The organism is Carboxylicivirga mesophila (assembly GCF_018271975.1).
Lineage (GTDB): Bacteria > Bacteroidota > Bacteroidia > Bacteroidales > Marinilabiliaceae > Carboxylicivirga > Carboxylicivirga mesophila.
This window is the reverse complement of the sequence record NZ_JAGUCN010000016.1, coordinates 84812-102704: the sequence shown is the minus strand read 5'-3', so window position 1 is coordinate 102704 and position 17893 is coordinate 84812. Positions and strand designations below refer to the sequence as shown.

The window sequence follows — 17893 nt, the reverse complement described above, 5'->3', positions numbered from 1 at the left end:
GGTTAAGTCAGAAACTATGACAGTTAAAATAATCCTAGAATCTGCACGCAAATAACAAGCAGCACCATTGCCACCGGATAAACGGTTGCATAAGCAATGGCGGCAGCATTGCTATCTGTCATACTATCGACAGCAGCCAACCCAGGTGTACTGGTCATTGAGCCGGTTATTGTTCCCAACAGAGTAAGAATATTAAGCGACTTCATAAAGTAGGCCGCTACAACAGCCATCACCATGGGAAAAAGCGTTAATATACCACCTACCACAAATAACTGCGCCCCATAGCTTTCATAGGTACTAACCAGCGTAGCACCGGCTTTGGTACCCACAGAGGCCAAAAACAACATTAAACCCAGCTGGCGGAGCAATTGGTTGGCAGCCCCTGACATACTCCAAATAACCGGTCCTGTGCGCCCTAAACGAGCTAATATCATTGCCACTGCCAATACTCCTCCGGTTAATCCTAAACTGAACGAAAAGGAGCCTCCAAATGACAATGACATCTTACCAAATAGTATACCTAAAACAATGCCGGCGGCCACCGGAAAGAAGTCGGTATCCGACAATTTTTTATCGTTATTCCCAAATATACGTATTACCTGCTTCATGTTTTCACGACTGCAGGCCACCATCACCTTATCACCCATCTGTAGCTTGATAGATGGCGTAGGTGTGATATCAATTCCGCTTCGACGAATGCGTGTCACCGTTGCCTGATAGTTCGTCCAGAGGTTAAACACACTCAATGCCTTATTAACCGCTTCGGTATTGGTCACTAATATGGATTGCACCTCATAACCTGCATCCAACGGTATTTTCTCATCCGTTTTTGAACCAATGAGAAGTGTTATTTTATCTAAGGCATCTTTTGTACCTACAGCTCGAACCAAATCACCTTTACTTAATACCGTCATGTTGTTGGGAGTGGTAGCTAATCCATCGTGCATCACACGCGAAATCACCGCCTGTGTCATGGTTCTGACACGAAGATTTCCGATGGTTTTACCAAAAATATTTTCATTCTCCACAACCAGGTTAACATGCGTAATCTCCGGAAAACCAGCTTCTGCATTTTTCTCATAATCCTTTTCAGCTTTTCGGATATCGGCCTTAATCAGCTTAGGGTAAAACTTGGCAAATAATATCACGCCAATTACACCAAACGGATAAGCAACCCCATAACCAATGGAAACCAAGGGTGAGTTGGTCACTTCAATGGCAGCCGCCAAACCTGGCGTAGAAGTAAGAGCTCCAGTTAATAAGCCAGTGATAATAGGCATGTCGAGTCCAAACAATTGATAAAGCAAGAATGCCATAAAACTGGCGGATAAAATCACCACAGTAGCCAACAAGGCCAGATTTCGGCCATTCTTTTGGAAAGAATCAAAAAAACCAGGCCCTGCCTGTACCCCAATGGTATAAATAAACAGAATAAGTCCAATCTTTTCTAATATACCTGGCATAACCACTCCAAAGTGGCCAAACACCAAGGCCACAAAAATGATGGCCGAGATATCGAGCGATACGCCTTTAACTTTGATGTTACCAATAATAAAACCCAGGCAAATAATAACAAAAAGGGCAAAATAGCTGGTCTGTAATAGTTCCATTTCTCTTAAGAATATAACGTTAGTAACGACTCACATGTATTTAATGTTGTCGAAGCTGGAGAATGAGCTGAAAGTGGATTTTTTAATTATTGTTCAAAGATACACTTTCCATCTCAACAATACTTTCCTAATTTTAATCTTTGTAATAGCATTTGATAAGCGCACTATGAAAAGAGTCAGAATTATTGTAGACGGAAGGGTGCAAGGAGTAGGCTTTCGGTACTTTGTGGCCAACGGGGCCAAAACACACAACATTAATGGCTATGTACAAAACCTGCCCGATGGCAAGGTAGAGATTGATGCAGAAGGCGAATCGGAGAATATTTATCATTTTATGTCTGAGTGCAAAAAAGGACCGGCATTATCAAGAGTAGATACTTTTATGGTAAGTGACATTCCGTTTTACGGCTATAAACAATTTAAAATCAGGCAACGCTAAAAAAAATCACATTTTTGCTGTAACATCCGGCGACAACCATGCGTCCTACCAAAGTCATTCAGAAAAAACATGACAGTAGAAGAATTTAACCAAGCCGTCAATCAGTATTCAGATAGTGTCTATCGATTCATCTTAAAGAATATTAAAGATGAAGACAAAGCGAAAGACATTATACAGGATACCTATGAGAAATTGTGGAAAAAGCACGACGAGGTTAACTTTCTGAAAGTGAAAAGCTATTTGTTTTCGGCCGCCTATCATACACTGATTGACCTGACCCGACGCGAAAAGAAACAGGCCCTGTGGGATGATGTTGACTTTAAGAACCACTCGCACACCGATGGCTATACCGATCTTAATGAAGTGTTGCACCAGGCGGTTGAGCGCCTGCCCGAAACTCAGCGAATGGTTGTGATGATGCGCGATTATGAAGGCTATTCTTACAAAGAGATTAGTGAAATAACTAAGCTTTCGGAAGCACAGGTTAAAGTTTATATTTTCAGAGCCAGGAAGTTTTTGAAGGAGTACATTGGTAACATCGAAGTTTTAGTCTGATGAGAATTGATAAAAATAATTACGAAGCATATTTGCTCGATTATCTTGAAGGAAGCATTTCCGAGCAAGATAAGCAGCTGCTGTTTTTATTTTTGGATGAACATCCGGAACTAAAAGGAGATTTAGACACAGATATTAACATCAGCCTTGAGCCAGAACAAGTGGGGATGGCCTGTCATTTCAAAGATGAACTGCTGAAACACGAGGCTCAAAACTATGATTTACCGGTTAAAGATTATTTATTCATCAAAAAGGCCGAGGAAGGGCTCACCGTTTCAGAAGAGGCTGAATTACTATTAGCTGAGCCAGATGAATTGGCCAGAGAAAAGGAGAGCGCCTCATATCAGCAGCTGCGTTTACAATCTGATAGTCAAATCACTTTCGACGAAAAAAACAAACTCCGCCGGTTTACCTTGCTACCTGTACTTAATCAAACTATAGCCAGCAGAGGTATTGCCGCAGTGGCAAGCATTGCTGTTATTCTTACAGTATGGATAAACCTGAACAGAACAGCAATAGTTGAACCAACAACCGCCATTAACGACAAAAACAACACCCAAAAGATAGAAGCGCCAGCCATTGCGCGTAACAAAATCCTGGAAAAGCCTGTTGTCAATCAAACTCAACCATCAAAAGACAGTTTGCTTGAGTTATCTAAAAACCCAATGAATAAGGCCCAAACCAAGGCTGACAGTACCCAAAAAGTGACAATAGTTCCTGAAAGTGCACAATACCTGGCAAGCATTAACCAAATAAAGAGACTTGAAAGCGCACCCATAAATGCCTATGAGCACGGACTGAATGTTATGATGCCCCAGTATATGAATAACAATCTGTTGCGTGCCGAACTGGCATCAATTTATCAACAAATTGAGCAAGAAGAAGCAACTCCCTCGTTATCACTAGCCCTGGTTGAAGGAGGGGTCAAAGTAATGAACTTCTTATCGAAAGAATCGGTTAAAATGAATAAGTATTATAATGCTGATGGAAAAGTAGTTGGATACAAACTAAAAGGCGACAACCTGGAGGTAAACCGACGCGTAAAGTAGCATTTTAGGCCCGAAGCGTATTAATAGGCAGTGAGAAATAAAACTTCGACCCCGCTCCTACTTCTGACTCCAGCCAGATTTGACCACCCAATAACTTCATCATCTCTTTGCAAATCGAAAGGCCAAGCCCTGTGCCTCCGGTACGCTTGGAGAGTTCTATTTCGGCCTGTTTAAAGCGATCGAATATGGATTGATGAAAAGCCGGATCAATGCCAACACCCGTATCTTTTACAAAAAACACCACGTCTTTAGAACCAATCCTGTAGCCAATTTCTATTCGCCCGCGATGCGTAAATTTTATGGCATTATTAACCAGGTTATGAAAAATACGCGTCATCTTTTCCCGATCGGTACAAACCATAAAACTCTCTCCCTCGGTATGAGTTAATAAGCTAACATTATCCTTCATCACAGGAGAAAAATAGGCATGCACATTTTCTATCAGGTTCTGAAGAGTAAACTGCTCGTTTTTCAGCACAACATTGCCCGATTCAAGCAAAGACGTATCCATTACATCATTAACAATAGACAACAACTGTTTGGAACTGTTCAGAATAATGTCAAGGTACTGCCTCATCTCAGGCATAGAAACACCTTCGGTGCGGGCAATTTCGGTAAAACCAACAATCGCATTCATTGGTGTTCGCAACTCATGCGACATATTTTCAATAAATGCCGTTTTAAGCTGCTCGTTTTCCTTGGCCAGGTTTTCGGCATATCTAAGGCGCTTAAGATGCTCTTTAACAAACAGCAGCAGTGCAATAGCAGTTATTAACACGTAAAACCACCCTTTGTAAAGTTGAATAATTCTTAGCGTCTCTTCATCGTTTGACAGTTGACCTGCCAGTTGATCGGAAAACAATATCCAAAGGCAGCCAACTATCAGGTAAATTACTGATAATCTGTATTCAAATGGGATGCGTTTGTAACTCAGTTTAATTTTGATTAGTTTACTCATGGTTATACCGGATTCTAACCGTAAGTATATGACATATTCATAAATATGTCCAAATAATTGCAGGGTATTTTTGATGAATCATGTTCAAATTTACTTAAAAATCATCTGGCACTATGGGAAATATCACCAAGCTTAACAACTCTATAGACTTGCAAATAGCACATTTTGATTAGTCGTCTATAAATCGCACTAAACAAAAAGCAACTAAACATCTTATATTACATTGATATAATGCACCTTTACCATCATCACTTAATGCTATATATTAATTAAGTATACTAAAATCTATTTCATAACCTTCTATCGTAATTTCAGGAGAAGACTCGCCTGGGCCTTTAAATTCATAGTTAAACTCCAGCTTGCTATTGTCGCCAATCTTCTTTCGAATTGTGTAGTCCGATTCATTAATGCTGAAAGAAGGGTATTGCACATTCCCCTTAAAGATATAGGCCGGAGGGTTGGACATGCCAAGTGTAATCTCAAGGTATTTACCATTAAAAATCAATGCTTTAAAGCCAGTTTCCAAGGCATTAATTTCAATTTCATCTTCGTACCCCGAGTGAATGAATCGATCACTTAAATAGCCAATAGTAAACTCATTGTATTTACCATCTTTAGATTCAACGGCGTTCACTTTGCTGAGCTTAATCTCATTCTCGTATGCTTCATTTAAATATAGCACATCGACAAAATCACCTTTTAACTCCATATACTTGGCATTAAGCTTAAGGTTTGAAATCCTGTCAAAGGTTAAACTTCCCTCATAAACCGATAAATCAAGTGCATTGCCTTCCTTAATGGTAATATGAGCATATTTATTGCTTATCTCACCACGCAGCACATTGCCAAAACCAGCAGTTCCCTCATACATATCGAGGTTTAACACCTGTAAATCATTCGTATTGATGGTTGAGTATTTGGCTTTGATAGTGGCCTCTTTCACTTCGCCTGCTTTAAATTTACATTCATATAAGTTCACATCAGCCATAGCTACATCGCCCAATGACAGGCTTGAGTATTTCGCTTCTCCCAACAATGATTTTGATACACTATTTAAGTATACTTTTGAATCATATATATCTATTTTACATATACCATAAACATCTTCATTGATATTAATAGTTGAATACTTTATTTGTAAATCAACATCACTTTGTTTTGGCACCCAGATACGACATTTTTTCACCTTAAATTCTTTCAACTTTATGGTTTCCTTCGTAGCCGACTTAAAAGTGAGCTTACTCCATTTCATTCCCATAATTTCTAACTCAAAGTTGTTTTGAAAAGATAAATCTACGTTTGCAACTTCCTGATGGTCGCTTTGGATGACAGTCTTTTCAAACATATCTTTTAACCTTTGTACCTCTTCTGGCTTGCCATCAACCATATACTCCATTTCAATCTTTAGCTCCTGTTTATCAGTTACTATTACCTCCGCCGACACATCGTATAAACGATAGCTAATGGTTGGATGCCCGCTAAGCTGAATGGTTTTAGTGAATACATTGCTTATGGGTTCAGCCACTGACGCCATACTAGCAAACAAAAGCATCATCAGTATTAAGTATATACTCTTCTTATATCCGGATATGATTTGACTTTTTTTCATCTTTGTTTTGTTTTCGTTTCTCATTAATCAGACGTTCTAACACGCGTAAACGCTTTTCATAGGTATCAAGCATGATTAACACAGCACGCTCATTGTAACCATGCGCTTTAATATCATCTAAACATTTACTATATATATCATCCAATATCTTTATCTCTTCCTGCAACATAGCATCAAAATCAATCTCAACAGATGGCAACGATCTGAATTCATCCCATTTTTGATTCACCCGCATGATGTAATCATGCTCTTTTGCGGCCAGCTCTTTGTTGATGGCTGCCAATGTATCCAGTTGCTGCTGCATCATTAGTTCATGACGAACAAATACACCTACTGCCAGCACAACAGCAATGGCAACAGCTATTCTAAATCCCCAGTGTTTTACTACACTTCCTGACTTCTGACGTTCGGCAATGGCTTGCCACATGCGTTCCTCATCAGGCTGATGAATATCCAGCTGAGCCCTGTTTTCCTTAAAATATTGTTCCCAACTATTCGGCATAAATATTACTTTTCAATTGATTGTTTAAAAGCTTTCTCGAGCGATGAAACTGCACTTTGCAGTTATTTTCAGTCAGTCCTGTCATTTGCGCAATTTCACTAAACTTGTAGCCTTCAATCACTCGTAACGTAAAGACCACCCGTGCGCCCTCTGGCAACTCCATAACAGCTTTCATCACCAGTTCAATCGGCAAATCCGGCGACACATTATCATGCTCGGGTTCTGGTAACTCGTCGTTGAGATGGAGTTTAATTTTTAATCGCTTTTGCTTTCTGATTAAAGAAATAGATTGATTAATAACCATCTGTTTTAACCAGGAACCGAACGCTTTTGGCTCCTTTAATGCCCCAATTTTATCAAAGGCTTTTACGAAAGCATCCTGAATGACATCTTCGGCATCAAACTGATTGCCAACAATACGATACGCCACATTGTACATAGCTTTCACATACTGCTTGTACAAAGCCAGGCTGGCCCGCTCATCGCCACGCACACACCTGGCTACCAGTTGTTCTGTCAGATTAATTGCTTTACTCAAGATTTGGTACTTTCTAACTTAAGGATGCACGAATAAGCAAAAGGTTAAAAGAGAAATAAAAATAATATATGCAGCTCATGAGATAAGCTGTTGATACAGGGAATAGTTTTCTTCATCGAAGCACACAAAAACCACTTGCCTGATGATATTGCTCTGATAGCTTCTGACAGCATCAATGGCTATTTCTGCCGCCAGATGTTTTGGATAGCCATATACACCAGTGCTAATATTAGGAAAAGCTAAAGAGATGATGTTCAATTCATCTGTTAACTTTAACGAATTGATATAACAAGCTTTTAATAATTCAGGCTCTCCATCAGCACCACCTCTCCAAACAGGACCAACCGTATGAATAACATAGCGATACGGCATGTTGCCCGCCGAGGTAACAACAGCCTGACCTGTTGGGCAACCACCCTGTTTGGATCTTATAATTTTACACTCCTCCATAATGGCACTGCCTCCTGCCCTATGAATAGCTCCGTCGACACCTCCTCCGCCCAAGAGGCCTGAATTAGCTGCATTAACAATAGCCTCTGCCTCAACGCGCGTTATATCACCTCTCAATAACTGTATATCCATAGCTAATTATTTTATCTTTTGCTGCAGGTAATCAATCACCTTATTGATTCTGCGCGCTTTAGTTTCATCTTTTTTAGCAGCGTATATCCAATCAATAATTTCCTGCTGCTGATTGGCACTTTGCTTTACAAATTCATCAAACAATTTACTGTTTTCCAAAGCTAAACAATCAATCAAATCTTGCGGTACTTCAACTGGTATGTTATCAGGATACAAAATAATATGCACCCAATCACCAGCTTCCTTGCCTATAGCTTTTCGAATAGCTGCCTTTACCGGCAAAAACAATTGCCCGTTGCCCAAAGGCATTAATCGAGCATGTTTAAGTGAGAAGCCATTAATAGAACCATGCACCTTTACCCAGTTAAACCAGGCATGCTTATCTGGTGCCACTTCCGGGATCTCGGCATAAGTCCAACCTCCCTTCCCGGGAAATTTATTAAGGAGGTACTTTTTATCAACCAACGCTGTTTTATTCGACAAACTCATCATCCAAAGTTCTCAAACAAAAAAGAGAAGCACAACGACTTCTCTAAATAATAAACAACCATTACAATAACCTTACCTTCTCATATTGGCGGAAAAGATATACTTAAAAGAAAACTGAACTTTAACTAAATCAGATGTAAAGCCATCAGAATAGTTTTTCCGTTTTCCATATTGCAATTCAACACCTGTCACCACATTCTCAACAGGATGATAAAGTAGATTAGCCAGAGCATATTGCCCTTGTGCATACGTATCGGGTGCCTGGGCATCGGCATGGTCAATATCCAAAAGTGAAAAACCTGCTGATGATGTAAATTTCTCCGTCCATTGTTGATCTACAAACGCCACAACACCTAAAACTGGTTGAGCAACTCCTTTAATCGGTTTCGATTCATCATCAATGTTATGTGCGATACCTATATCTGTGCCTCCATCATTCATATAGTTTTGTATTCCTTTGCCATAGACCACTTGAAATCGACCAGTTGTTGAAGCAGAAAAATGCACGTTAGAACTAAGATTAACGCCCCATCCAATGGCATTATCAGACAAGTTGATATTATCGTCCGGTTCAATATCTTCCCACTCAATGTACCGGAGCATAGTGGCCATTTCGAGATATCCCCATGAGAATTTCTTGCGAAATTCGGCAGAGAAATCGGGCACAGGAAATCGGAAATGCACATTGCGCAGCTGTATTTTATCGGCATATATACCACCATCAGCGCTAGCCCCAGGCCGCTCCAATGCAAAAGTCAGTTTATTTTTCCCCTTTAATGGCATCCAGCGAAACTGGATATTTCTAAAAAACACCATGCCAGAAGGCCCCCAGTATTCGAGTGTATTTGGAAATACGTCAATATCCATAAAAGGACTCCAGTATTGTCCGGCGCCAAACTGCCCCAACTCCCCATAGGCATGCCTGAGTCGAAAAGTTGTTTGTCCGGCATCCACGCCCGTTCCCATCAACTCAAACTCAAACAAAACCTTAAGTTTACCCATAGAATTGGGAACAACACTTTCAACACCAAAGCGAGTTTGCCGCACCCCAAAGTATGTATTACCATTCGCTCCGTATTCATTTTTAAAAGAAGGCAGCTGAGAAGGTCGAACCACGTCACTCCAATCAGGATTAATCTGATGAAAGTTATAACCCATATCCAGCATAGCATGGCCATACATCCTCAGCGTTAATGCATCATCCTGACCATTGGCAAACATAGGTGCAAGAGACAATAGAACAACCGATGCGTAACGGACTATCATTTTTATTTTATCCATAGCTTATTCTACACCTACCGATTGTGGATCAAAAATATTAATATTCAGCTGCTGAGAAATATAGGCTATTGCCTTTTGTGCACGAATACTATTACCAGCTGTATCTAACCGAGGTGAAAAAGCAGCAATGGCACCTTTCCCGGGTACAACAGCCACAATACCACCTCCCACTCCGCTTTTAGCAGGCAAACCTGTCAGGTACGACCATGTTCCGGAATAATCATACATACCACACGACAGCATGATTGATAATATCTGAGGGATATTTTCGGCATTCATCACCTCAACACCAGTAAACGGATTAATTCCACCGGCAGCTAACGTTGCCCCCATAGCAGCCAGCTGCTTAGTCGTTATTCCAACAGAGCACTGGCGCGTATATACATCTACAGCCTTCTCCGGATCGTCATACATTACTCCATAGGCATCCAGCAGGCGGGCTATTGCTTGATTTCTACCATTAGTGGCAGCTTCAGAGTTATAAATATCTTTGAGTAGCTCCAACTCTTCGCCTGCACAAGCACTATAAAAAGCAAGAATACTCTTCCATTTGACAGCTTGAGATTTACCTTCCAATAGACTGGTGGTGGCAATCGCACCCGCATTAACCAATGGATTTCCAACCCTTGTGGCCTGTTGCTCAATAGCCGTAACGGAATTAAAAGGCAAGCCAGTAGGTTCAGCACCTAGCTTTTCTAAAATAGCCTGTTGACCGAGTTGTTCCATTACCATGGCGAGGGTAAACACCTTAGAAATAGACTGAATAGAAAAATAATGCTCAACATCACCTGCACTAAATACACGCCCATCAACAGTGACCACACTAATGCCAAACAAGTCAGGTTCAACTCTCGCCAATTCAGGTATATAATCGGCCGGAGCACCGGCTGAATCATTCTCGAACAGCTCATACGCTTCATCAATAATCTGTTGCAGCTTATTATAATCGGGCACAACAGGGCTTTTTTCAACCTGTGCATTTACCAGTGTCAAAGACAAACATAACACTAGTAGTCCCAGGTAAGTTCTCTTCATCATAATAATTAAGATAGGGAATTATTTTACTACAATTTTCCGGAAAGGTATTGAAACAATCACTCACGCGCAAGACTTCACAGCGCACATACTGGGCATAAACAAAGTCTGAAGTAGCTAAAATCGGATTTATTTTATCTTTGCAACATGTTGAAAAAGCACACAAAACAAGAGCAGGCATTTATACAAAAAGTCAGACAAACTGCAGGGAAAGCCATTAATCAATATCAAATGATAGAGGCCGATGATAAAGTGATGGTAGCCGTTTCGGGTGGCAAAGACAGTCTGGCCCTTTTAGAGATCCTATCCAACAGACGTAAGGGACTGCCCATTGATTACAAATTACACGCAGCACATATCATTACAGAAGACGTGCCTTACCAGATTGATGTTGACTGGTTGCAATCATTCTGCACTGAACTGAATGTTACCCTACACCTGGTTACAACAAGGGCCAACCTGGAAACAGCTGGCAAGAAGAAGCCTTGTTTTGCTTGTTCAAGAAATCGCAGAAAAGAACTTTTTAAGCTTACTCATTCCCTTGGCATTAAAACTCTCGCATTTGGTCATCACCTGGATGATGCTGTTGAGACTTTGGTAATGAACATGGCTCAGCATGCCAACATTTCTTCCATCCCGGCCAGTCTTGATATGTTTGAAAATAAACTTAAGGTAATCCGCCCCTTAACCCTGTTAACCAATGAAGAAATGAAATACTATGCTACCCTTCAGGGATTTCAGTCATTAAAACGTGAATGCCCATATGAAGATCATACTATCCGGCTTAAGGCACGCAGAATAATTGATCAAATGACCAGCATTAATCCTAAAGCGCGCATTAACATCTTTAACTCGATGAAGAAAATTGATTTTGAGTACCTGCCCTAGGTTGGACAAGCAATTCACATGGGTAAAATGCCTTTCAATATCATTTGTATAAAGTTATCCATCTTATCCTTTTCACCAAGATAGATATGAAAATAGGACGCCCAAATATTGTCTGTACGATAGATGGCCATGTCTGCCGTTGCACCTCTGGCAGTTTGAACCAAGGCATCAGCCTTGTCATCACAGTCGTTGCTGACTGTTGAATAGTGAAACTCATGCCCCTTAAACACCTGCCCATCAAACTCAACAGATCGATACCCCAACTTTAGCTTCATGTTTCTTAATGAAGTTTCATAGCCAATTAGGCCAAGCATTGGATAAACCGAGCAATCTTTTACTTCAACTGATTTACCCAAGTACATCATCCCTCCGCACTCAGCTACAATCCTGCCGCCCGACTTCTCAAATCGTCTGATGGCATTCAACATATCAGTATTTGCTGCCAATTGGGGTGCATATAACTCAGGGTAACCACCCGGAAACCAAAGCAATTCACATTCTGGTATATTATTGTCATACAATGGACTAAAATATATAACCTCACCTATTTCTTTTAGTCGATCAATATTGGCCGGATACATAAAATTAAATGCCTCATCTCGGGCAATAGCAATCCTAATCCTTTTTTTACGCACGGGTCTTTCTTCGTTGCTAACTGAAACAGTTTCCTTTTTAGTGATCTGTAACAAACGCTCCAGGCTGACGTGTTGCTCAATTAGCTTTGCCGCTTCATCAACCGCCAAAAGCAACTGATCATTCTCGGTTAACGACAAGCCCAAATGGCGCGATTCCAGCGTCAACTTATCATTTTTTGGTATATATCCTAAAGCAACAACACCAGCATCGTCTGCTGCTTCCTTTAAAAACTGATAATGAGAATCGCCCGACACCTTATTAAAGATAACGCCCTCAACCCTAATGTTTTTATTGAAATTTTTAAAACCATACAGCAAAGGTGCAACAGAATAAGCTGTTGCTGCGGCATTAACCACTAACACTACCGGCAAATCAAGAATACGTGCTATTTCTGCTGAACTACCTGCATCCTTTTTAGCACCATCAAACAATCCCATAACACCTTCAACAATGCCTATGTCGGACTTTTGCATTTGCTCACCATACACAGCATTTATATGCGCTTCATCCGACATCCAAACATCTAAATTATAGGATTGGGCGCCAGCGACCTGGCTATGGTGCAAAGGATCAATATAGTCAGGACCACATTTGAAGGGTTGGATATTGAAGTTAAGATTCCGAAGAGCCTTAATAAGGCCAAGTGTCACCATGGTTTTTCCAGAATTACTGGATGGTGCCGCTATTAAAAAAGAATGCTTCATTAGTTAGGTATTTGTTACAGCTTCTACGCACCAAAGATAGAGAAATCCGCTACGAATCATTCTCAATATTTAAAACCTTCATGTCTTTTTTAACATCGTATGATGCTGTATCCCAAAAAATAGCAGTACCTTTGCGGCTCATTTGGATTTTAGCTATGCAAGAGATTAGAAACGTAGCCATCATCGCACACGTTGACCACGGCAAAACTACACTGGTTGACAAGATGTTAATGGCCGGTAAGCTGTTTAAAGAGCACCAGGAAGTTGGTGAGCTCATAATGGACAATAATGATTTGGAGCGTGAGCGCGGCATCACGATTCTATCTAAAAACGTGTCGGTAATGTGGAATGATGTTAAAATTAACATCATTGACACCCCTGGTCACTCCGATTTTGGAGGCGAGGTTGAACGAGTATTAAACATGGCCGATGGTGTACTGCTACTGGTTGATGCCTTTGAAGGTCCTATGCCTCAGACCCGATTTGTACTACAAAAAGCCATTGCACTTGGCTTGAAACCAATTGTGGTTATCAACAAGGTAGATAAGCCCAACTGCCGTCCAGAAGAAGTTCACGAAGATGTATTTGATTTAATGTTTTCACTGGATGCCACTGAAGACCAGCTGGATTTTCCATCGGTTTATGGTTCAGCCAAAGAAAACTGGATGAGCACCGACTGGAAAAAGAAAACTGACAATATTGAAGCCATTTTTGATGCAATTATTGAGCACATACCGGCACCGGAATACAATAAAGGAACACCTCAACTTCAAATTACTTCACTTGATCACAGTAAGTATTTAGGTCGTATCGCTATTGGCCGCTTGCACCGTGGCGAGCTAAAAGTAAACCAGGATGTGAGCCTTGTAAAGCGTGATGGCAGCATCACGCGCACGCGCATTAAAGAACTGAATGTATTTGATGGCTTAGGGCGGACTAAAGTTGAACAGGTTACATGTGGTGAGCTTTGCGCACTGATTGGAGTTGAAGGATTCGACATTGGTGATACCATTGCTGATTTTGAGAATCCGGAGCCACTGGAACCAATCGCAATTGACGAGCCAACGATGAGTATGCTGTTCACCATTAACAACTCACCTTTCTTTGGTAAGGATGGTAAATACGTTACCTCGCGCCACATTAAAGAGCGTTTGGATAAAGAGCTGGAAAAAAACCTGGCTTTGCGTGTGGAAGAAACAGAATCTGCTGATGCGTGGAATGTGTATGGCCGTGGCGTGCTTCACTTATCAGTGCTGATTGAAACCATGCGTCGCGAAGGCTACGAATTACAAGTTGGTCAGCCACGTGTAATCATCAAAGAAGAATTTGGTGAAAAACTGGAACCGGTTGAAGATTTAACCATTGACTTACCTGAAGAGCACTCTGGTAAAGCCATTGAAATGGTTTCGCAGCGCAAAGGTGATTTAAAATCGATGGAGAAAAAAGGCGATCGTGTTCATTTAGAATTCAATATTCCATCACGAGGCATCATTGGCTTGCGTAGCAATATGCTGACTGCCACACAAGGTGAGGCCATTATGGCACACCGCTTTATCGAATTCCAACCTTGGAAAGGTCCAATTGAGAAACGCATCAATGGATCATTAATTGTTATTGAATCAGGTACTTCAATAGCCTATGGAATGGATAAACTGCAAGATAGAGGTAAATTCTTTATTGCGCCTCAGGAAGAAGTTTACATGGGACAGGTTGTTGGTGAAAACAATCGCGAAGGCGATTTAACCATCAACGTAACAAAGGCCAAAAAGATGAGCAACATGCGTTCATCTGGTGCTGATGATAAAGTCAAGCTAGCTCCTCCGATTCGCTTCAGTTTGGAAGAAGCGCTGGAATATATTCAGGGAGACGAGTACGTTGAAGTAACTCCTTCTAACATTCGTTTAAGAAAAATATTACTTTTGGAACACGAACGTAAAAGAGCTACTAAATAATAACCGGTAATTTTTGGATTATCGGGTTAGCAACCCTATGGAGATGGCTGTTTAGTCATCTCCTTTTTTATGAAATTATCTTTGGTAAAAAAATTAACAAGCCAACCACAAAAGCCACTAATGCAGCGACCAAAACCGCAGCTGCAGCCATATCCTTGGCCTTTTTAATCAATGCCTGATGTTCGACACTTACAAAATCAGCCAAAGCCTCAATGGCTGAATTTAAGAGTTCCATGGCAAAAACAAATCCGATACAAAGCAAAACAGCCACCCATTCTAGTGACGAAAGGGAAAAATAAAACCCTAGCAACACCACACCCACAGCTGCCAAAAGATGAATACGTGCATTATGCTCTTCCTTAAGCAGGTTTTATGCCATTGAGGGCAAACTTAAAACTTCTAAAACGCTTAGCAATGGAGAACCGCGCACCCATTTCTATTGAATCAAGCTATTAATAAATTGAGGTCGTAAACGCTTCTTGCTCACCTTCTCATACAAATGAGCTATCTGAATTAAACGACTTTCGGTATAAGGCAAGCCAAAGAAGGACACCCCAATGGGCAAGCCTTTAATATTGCCGGCCGGCACCGTTATGCTCGGATAGCCCGAAACAGCTGCTAACTGCGAGCTACCACCACCAAAGTTATCGCCATTCACATAATCAATACACCATGCCGCCCCATTGGTGGGAGCCATAATAGCATCCAGCTTATGCTCTGCCATCAATTTATCAATGCCTTTATCACGCGAAAGCTCAAGGCACTTTTCTTTTGCTTCTTTGTATTTGGGATCATCTAAACCCTTAGTTGCATTAGCCGCTTCAAATATCTCTTGATCAAACCATGACATCACATCATTAGCATTCTTTCTATTGAACTCTATCAGTTCGCCCAACGACCTAAAACCACATTCAGGATGCGAGTTCAGATACTTCTCCAGGCCACCTTTGAATTCGCACAGCAGTAAGGTCCATTCATACTGCCCCAGTTCATTTACCTCCTCAGCCAACTCCACTTCAATCACATCAGCTCCTTTTTCTTTTAAGAGGTTAATCACTTCATTCATAATATCTGAAACCCGCTTATCAAAAACTGAGCTTTTACTTAAATAACCAATGCGCGCACCCGACAGTACATTATCATCAAAATTAAGATAGATACCTGCCTGTGCAGGCTGTTTGGCGGTGGCTGCATCCGCCTCATCCTCTCCCACCATGGCCATTAAAAGTAAGGCAGCATCTCTTACGGAACAAGCCATTGGCCCTGCTGTGTCCTGACTATCAGAAATTGGAATAATGCCTGAGCGTGACAGCAAACCAACTGTTGGCTTAATACCCACTACACCATTAATACCTGATGGACATACAATGGAGCCATCCGTTTCTGTGCCTACGGCCAAAGGTACCAAGTTAGCTGCTACGGCCACCGCCGAACCTGATGAAGAGCCACATGGCGTGCGATCCAGTACGTATGGATTGCGGGTTTGACCACCTCGGCTGCTCCACCCGCTGCTTGAGTTGGTAGAGCGAAAATTGGCCCATTCGCTTAAATTTGTTTTACCTAGAATAACAGCTCCTGCCTGCCTGAGCTTTGATACGATATACGCATCTTTCTTGGCCCGATGATTGTTTAAAGCCAAGGAACCGGCGGAGGTTATCATCTGGTCGCCTGTATCAATATTTTCTTTTATTAAAACAGGTATGCCGTGTAAAGGACCACGTATATTCCCTAATTTACGTTCGTCATCTAACTTTCTGGCAATGTTGGTAGCATCCGGGTTTATCTCAACTACTGCATTAATACCTGGCCCCTTTTTATCTATCTGCTCAATGCGGTTCAGGTACAATTGCACTATGCCTTCCGATGTCAATTCGCCGGATTTCATCTTTTCCTGTAGTTCAACAACACTTATATCTGATAGTGGAAAATCCTCAGCATGAACCCGCTTGGCTTGATCGGTATGACCAGGTTTACTACAGGCAGACAGGCTTATTCCGACTGCGCTTAATACAGAGCTCAAGAGAAAATCACGACGTTTCATAGTGGGTAGATTTTTTTAATAATTGTGAAAAATAATGATTTGTCAAATGCCAGCAAAACCGAATGACATATTTCACTAGAATATCACAATGCTATTAAATGGCTAATTCTCATAAACTAAGAAAAACAACTTAAAACATTTGGAAATTAAAAAAATCCATTTACATTTGTAGTGTACTATTTCACTATAACAGTAAAACAACTCTAAATGATTACAATCAATAACCTAAGTTTTGCTTACAAAAAACAAGCTCCACTCTTCAAGGATCTATCACTTGAAGAAGGAGCTGGTCAAATCATTGGTTTGCTAGGGAAGAACGGCGCGGGAAAAACCACTTTACTACAACTGATTAGCGGATTACTCACTCCTAACTCAGGAGAAATATCTGTCAATGGTCAAATCCCCATCAAGCGATCTCCAGAATTTCTGGAGCAGATTTACTTTGTGCCCGAGGAATTTATAATGCCAACGGTAAAAATATTCAAATACGTTGAGGCGCACGCAGGTTTCTATCCGCGATTCGACCGCAATTTGTTTAATGATCTGATTAAGCAGTTTGAGTTAGATCAAAACAAAGTGCTCTCTAAAATGAGTCACGGACAGAAAAAGAAATTCCGAATAGCCTTTGCTCTATCCACTAAGTGCCAGGTGATTATTTTAGATGAACCAACGAACGGCCTCGATATTCCATCAAAAGCTATCTTCAGACAGATGGTAGCAGGCGCATTGGAAGATGATCAAACAGTACTTATTTCAACACACCAGGTAAAGGATGTTGAAACATTGATTGACAAGATATTATTGGTTGATAATGGGCGAATTATTTTTAACAACACCATCATTGATCTATCTGAGAAATACGATTTTAAAATTGTGAGTCACCTGCCCGAACAGGTCCTTTACAGCGAACTTAATCCTATGGGCTATAAAGTTGTAACAGCGGCTAACGGCAGCACATCAGAAGTGGACATCGAACTATTGTTTAATGCCATCAACGATGGTGTTAAGTTTAACTAAGAAAACCC

The 17893-nt window shown here is 41.0% G+C and carries 18 protein-coding genes; 6 read left to right on the top strand and 12 right to left on the bottom strand.

All coding sequences use genetic code 11. From position 1 onward, the window contains the following. Positions 1-23: 23 nt before the first annotated feature. Positions 24-1610, bottom strand: a complete 1587-nt coding sequence (locus tag KEM09_RS14280; RefSeq protein ID WP_212191861.1) for an aspartate:alanine exchanger family transporter — start codon at positions 1608-1610, stop codon at positions 24-26. Positions 1611-1776: 166 nt separating this feature from the next. Between KEM09_RS14280 and KEM09_RS14275 the strand changes: the two genes are divergently transcribed. The 3 genes from KEM09_RS14275 (at position 1777) to KEM09_RS14265 (ending at position 3653) form a co-directional block, all read left to right on the top strand. Beyond that, complete coding sequence (locus KEM09_RS14275) at positions 1777-2049, top strand: acylphosphatase (protein WP_212229314.1); 273 nt, start codon at positions 1777-1779, stop codon at positions 2047-2049. A gap of 69 nt (positions 2050-2118) precedes the next feature. Then, complete coding sequence (locus KEM09_RS14270) at positions 2119-2604, top strand: RNA polymerase sigma factor (RefSeq protein WP_212229313.1); 486 nt, start codon at positions 2119-2121, stop codon at positions 2602-2604. Beyond that, positions 2604-3653 (top strand): hypothetical protein, encoded by a 1050-nt coding sequence (locus KEM09_RS14265; RefSeq protein WP_212229312.1) that lies wholly within the window; start codon positions 2604-2606, stop codon positions 3651-3653. Before KEM09_RS14270 ends, KEM09_RS14265 begins: the two co-directional genes overlap by 1 nt. 4 nt (positions 3654-3657) lie before the next feature. Here KEM09_RS14265 and KEM09_RS14260 read toward each other — a convergent pair whose 3' ends face one another. The 8 genes from KEM09_RS14260 to glsA form a co-directional block, all read right to left on the bottom strand. Continuing rightward, positions 3658-4611, bottom strand: coding sequence for a sensor histidine kinase (locus tag KEM09_RS14260; RefSeq protein WP_212229311.1), 954 nt, complete (start codon positions 4609-4611; stop codon positions 3658-3660). 265 nt (positions 4612-4876) lie between these two features. Further along, entirely contained in the window at positions 4877-6220 is a 1344-nt protein-coding gene (locus KEM09_RS14255) for a hypothetical protein (protein ID WP_212229310.1), read from the bottom strand. Continuing rightward, positions 6189-6722, bottom strand: a complete 534-nt coding sequence (locus tag KEM09_RS14250) for a hypothetical protein (RefSeq protein WP_212229309.1) — start codon at positions 6720-6722, stop codon at positions 6189-6191. Before KEM09_RS14250 ends, KEM09_RS14255 begins: the two co-directional genes overlap by 32 nt. Beyond that, positions 6712-7260, bottom strand: coding sequence for an RNA polymerase sigma factor (locus KEM09_RS14245; protein ID WP_212229308.1), 549 nt, complete (start codon positions 7258-7260; stop codon positions 6712-6714). Before KEM09_RS14245 ends, KEM09_RS14250 begins: the two co-directional genes overlap by 11 nt. A gap of 75 nt (positions 7261-7335) precedes the next feature. Next, a complete protein-coding gene (locus KEM09_RS14240; protein ID WP_212229306.1) occupies positions 7336-7842 on the bottom strand; it encodes an O-acetyl-ADP-ribose deacetylase in 507 nt (168 codons plus the stop codon). A 6-nt stretch (positions 7843-7848) separates the two neighbouring features. Beyond that, complete coding sequence (locus KEM09_RS14235) at positions 7849-8334, bottom strand: YdeI/OmpD-associated family protein (protein ID WP_212229304.1); 486 nt, start codon at positions 8332-8334, stop codon at positions 7849-7851. A gap of 69 nt (positions 8335-8403) precedes the next feature. Continuing rightward, positions 8404-9612: a DcaP family trimeric outer membrane transporter gene (locus KEM09_RS14230; protein WP_212229302.1), complete on the bottom strand. Its 1209-nt coding sequence runs from the start codon at positions 9610-9612 to the stop codon at positions 8404-8406. 3 nt (positions 9613-9615) lie between these two features. After that, a complete protein-coding gene (gene glsA, locus KEM09_RS14225; protein WP_212229301.1) occupies positions 9616-10650 on the bottom strand; it encodes a glutaminase A in 1035 nt (344 codons plus the stop codon). A 144-nt stretch (positions 10651-10794) separates the two neighbouring features. Between glsA and KEM09_RS14220 the strand changes: the two genes are divergently transcribed. Then, positions 10795-11535, top strand: coding sequence for a tRNA lysidine(34) synthetase (locus KEM09_RS14220; RefSeq protein ID WP_212229300.1), 741 nt, complete (start codon positions 10795-10797; stop codon positions 11533-11535). Positions 11536-11549: 14 nt separating this feature from the next. Here KEM09_RS14220 and KEM09_RS14215 read toward each other — a convergent pair whose 3' ends face one another. After that, positions 11550-12875 (bottom strand): cobyrinic acid a,c-diamide synthase CobB, encoded by a 1326-nt coding sequence (locus KEM09_RS14215; protein ID WP_212229297.1) that lies wholly within the window; start codon positions 12873-12875, stop codon positions 11550-11552. Between the two features lie 155 nt (positions 12876-13030). Here KEM09_RS14215 and typA point away from each other — a divergent pair, with 155 nt between their 5' ends. Next, positions 13031-14827, top strand: a complete 1797-nt coding sequence (gene typA, locus KEM09_RS14210) for a translational GTPase TypA (protein ID WP_212229295.1) — start codon at positions 13031-13033, stop codon at positions 14825-14827. A gap of 67 nt (positions 14828-14894) precedes the next feature. Here the strand turns inward: typA and KEM09_RS14205 are convergent, their stop codons facing one another. Both KEM09_RS14205 and KEM09_RS14200 read right to left on the bottom strand, forming a co-directional pair. Beyond that, positions 14895-15194, bottom strand: a complete 300-nt coding sequence (locus KEM09_RS14205) for a diacylglycerol kinase family protein (RefSeq protein WP_280516745.1) — start codon at positions 15192-15194, stop codon at positions 14895-14897. Positions 15195-15263: 69 nt separating this feature from the next. Beyond that, positions 15264-16868, bottom strand: coding sequence for an amidase (locus KEM09_RS14200; protein WP_212229293.1), 1605 nt, complete (start codon positions 16866-16868; stop codon positions 15264-15266). Between the two features lie 207 nt (positions 16869-17075). On the opposite strand from KEM09_RS14200, the gene KEM09_RS14195 reads away from it, so the two are divergent. Beyond that, a complete protein-coding gene (locus tag KEM09_RS14195; protein ID WP_212229292.1) occupies positions 17076-17885 on the top strand; it encodes an ABC transporter ATP-binding protein in 810 nt (269 codons plus the stop codon). The last annotated feature ends 8 nt before the right edge of the window (positions 17886-17893 follow it).

Coding starts and splice junctions, on each gene's coding strand:
- KEM09_RS14280 (WP_212191861.1), bottom strand. CDS start 1,610: ATGGAACTATTACAGACCAGCTATTTTGCCCTTTTTGTTATTATTTGC.
- KEM09_RS14275 (WP_212229314.1), top strand. CDS start 1,777: ATGAAAAGAGTCAGAATTATTGTAGACGGAAGGGTGCAAGGAGTAGGC.
- KEM09_RS14270 (WP_212229313.1), top strand. CDS start 2,119: ATGACAGTAGAAGAATTTAACCAAGCCGTCAATCAGTATTCAGATAGT.
- KEM09_RS14265 (WP_212229312.1), top strand. CDS start 2,604: ATGAGAATTGATAAAAATAATTACGAAGCATATTTGCTCGATTATCTT.
- KEM09_RS14260 (WP_212229311.1), bottom strand. CDS start 4,611: ATGAGTAAACTAATCAAAATTAAACTGAGTTACAAACGCATCCCATTT.
- KEM09_RS14255 (WP_212229310.1), bottom strand. CDS start 6,220: ATGAAAAAAAGTCAAATCATATCCGGATATAAGAAGAGTATATACTTA.
- KEM09_RS14250 (WP_212229309.1), bottom strand. CDS start 6,722: ATGCCGAATAGTTGGGAACAATATTTTAAGGAAAACAGGGCTCAGCTG.
- KEM09_RS14240 (WP_212229306.1), bottom strand. CDS start 7,842: ATGGATATACAGTTATTGAGAGGTGATATAACGCGCGTTGAGGCAGAG.
- KEM09_RS14235 (WP_212229304.1), bottom strand. CDS start 8,334: ATGATGAGTTTGTCGAATAAAACAGCGTTGGTTGATAAAAAGTACCTC.
- KEM09_RS14230 (WP_212229302.1), bottom strand. CDS start 9,612: ATGGATAAAATAAAAATGATAGTCCGTTACGCATCGGTTGTTCTATTG.
- glsA (WP_212229301.1), bottom strand. CDS start 10,650: ATGATGAAGAGAACTTACCTGGGACTACTAGTGTTATGTTTGTCTTTG.
- KEM09_RS14220 (WP_212229300.1), top strand. CDS start 10,795: ATGTTGAAAAAGCACACAAAACAAGAGCAGGCATTTATACAAAAAGTC.
- KEM09_RS14215 (WP_212229297.1), bottom strand. CDS start 12,875: ATGAAGCATTCTTTTTTAATAGCGGCACCATCCAGTAATTCTGGAAAA.
- typA (WP_212229295.1), top strand. CDS start 13,031: ATGCAAGAGATTAGAAACGTAGCCATCATCGCACACGTTGACCACGGC.
- KEM09_RS14200 (WP_212229293.1), bottom strand. CDS start 16,868: ATGAAACGTCGTGATTTTCTCTTGAGCTCTGTATTAAGCGCAGTCGGA.
- KEM09_RS14195 (WP_212229292.1), top strand. CDS start 17,076: ATGATTACAATCAATAACCTAAGTTTTGCTTACAAAAAACAAGCTCCA.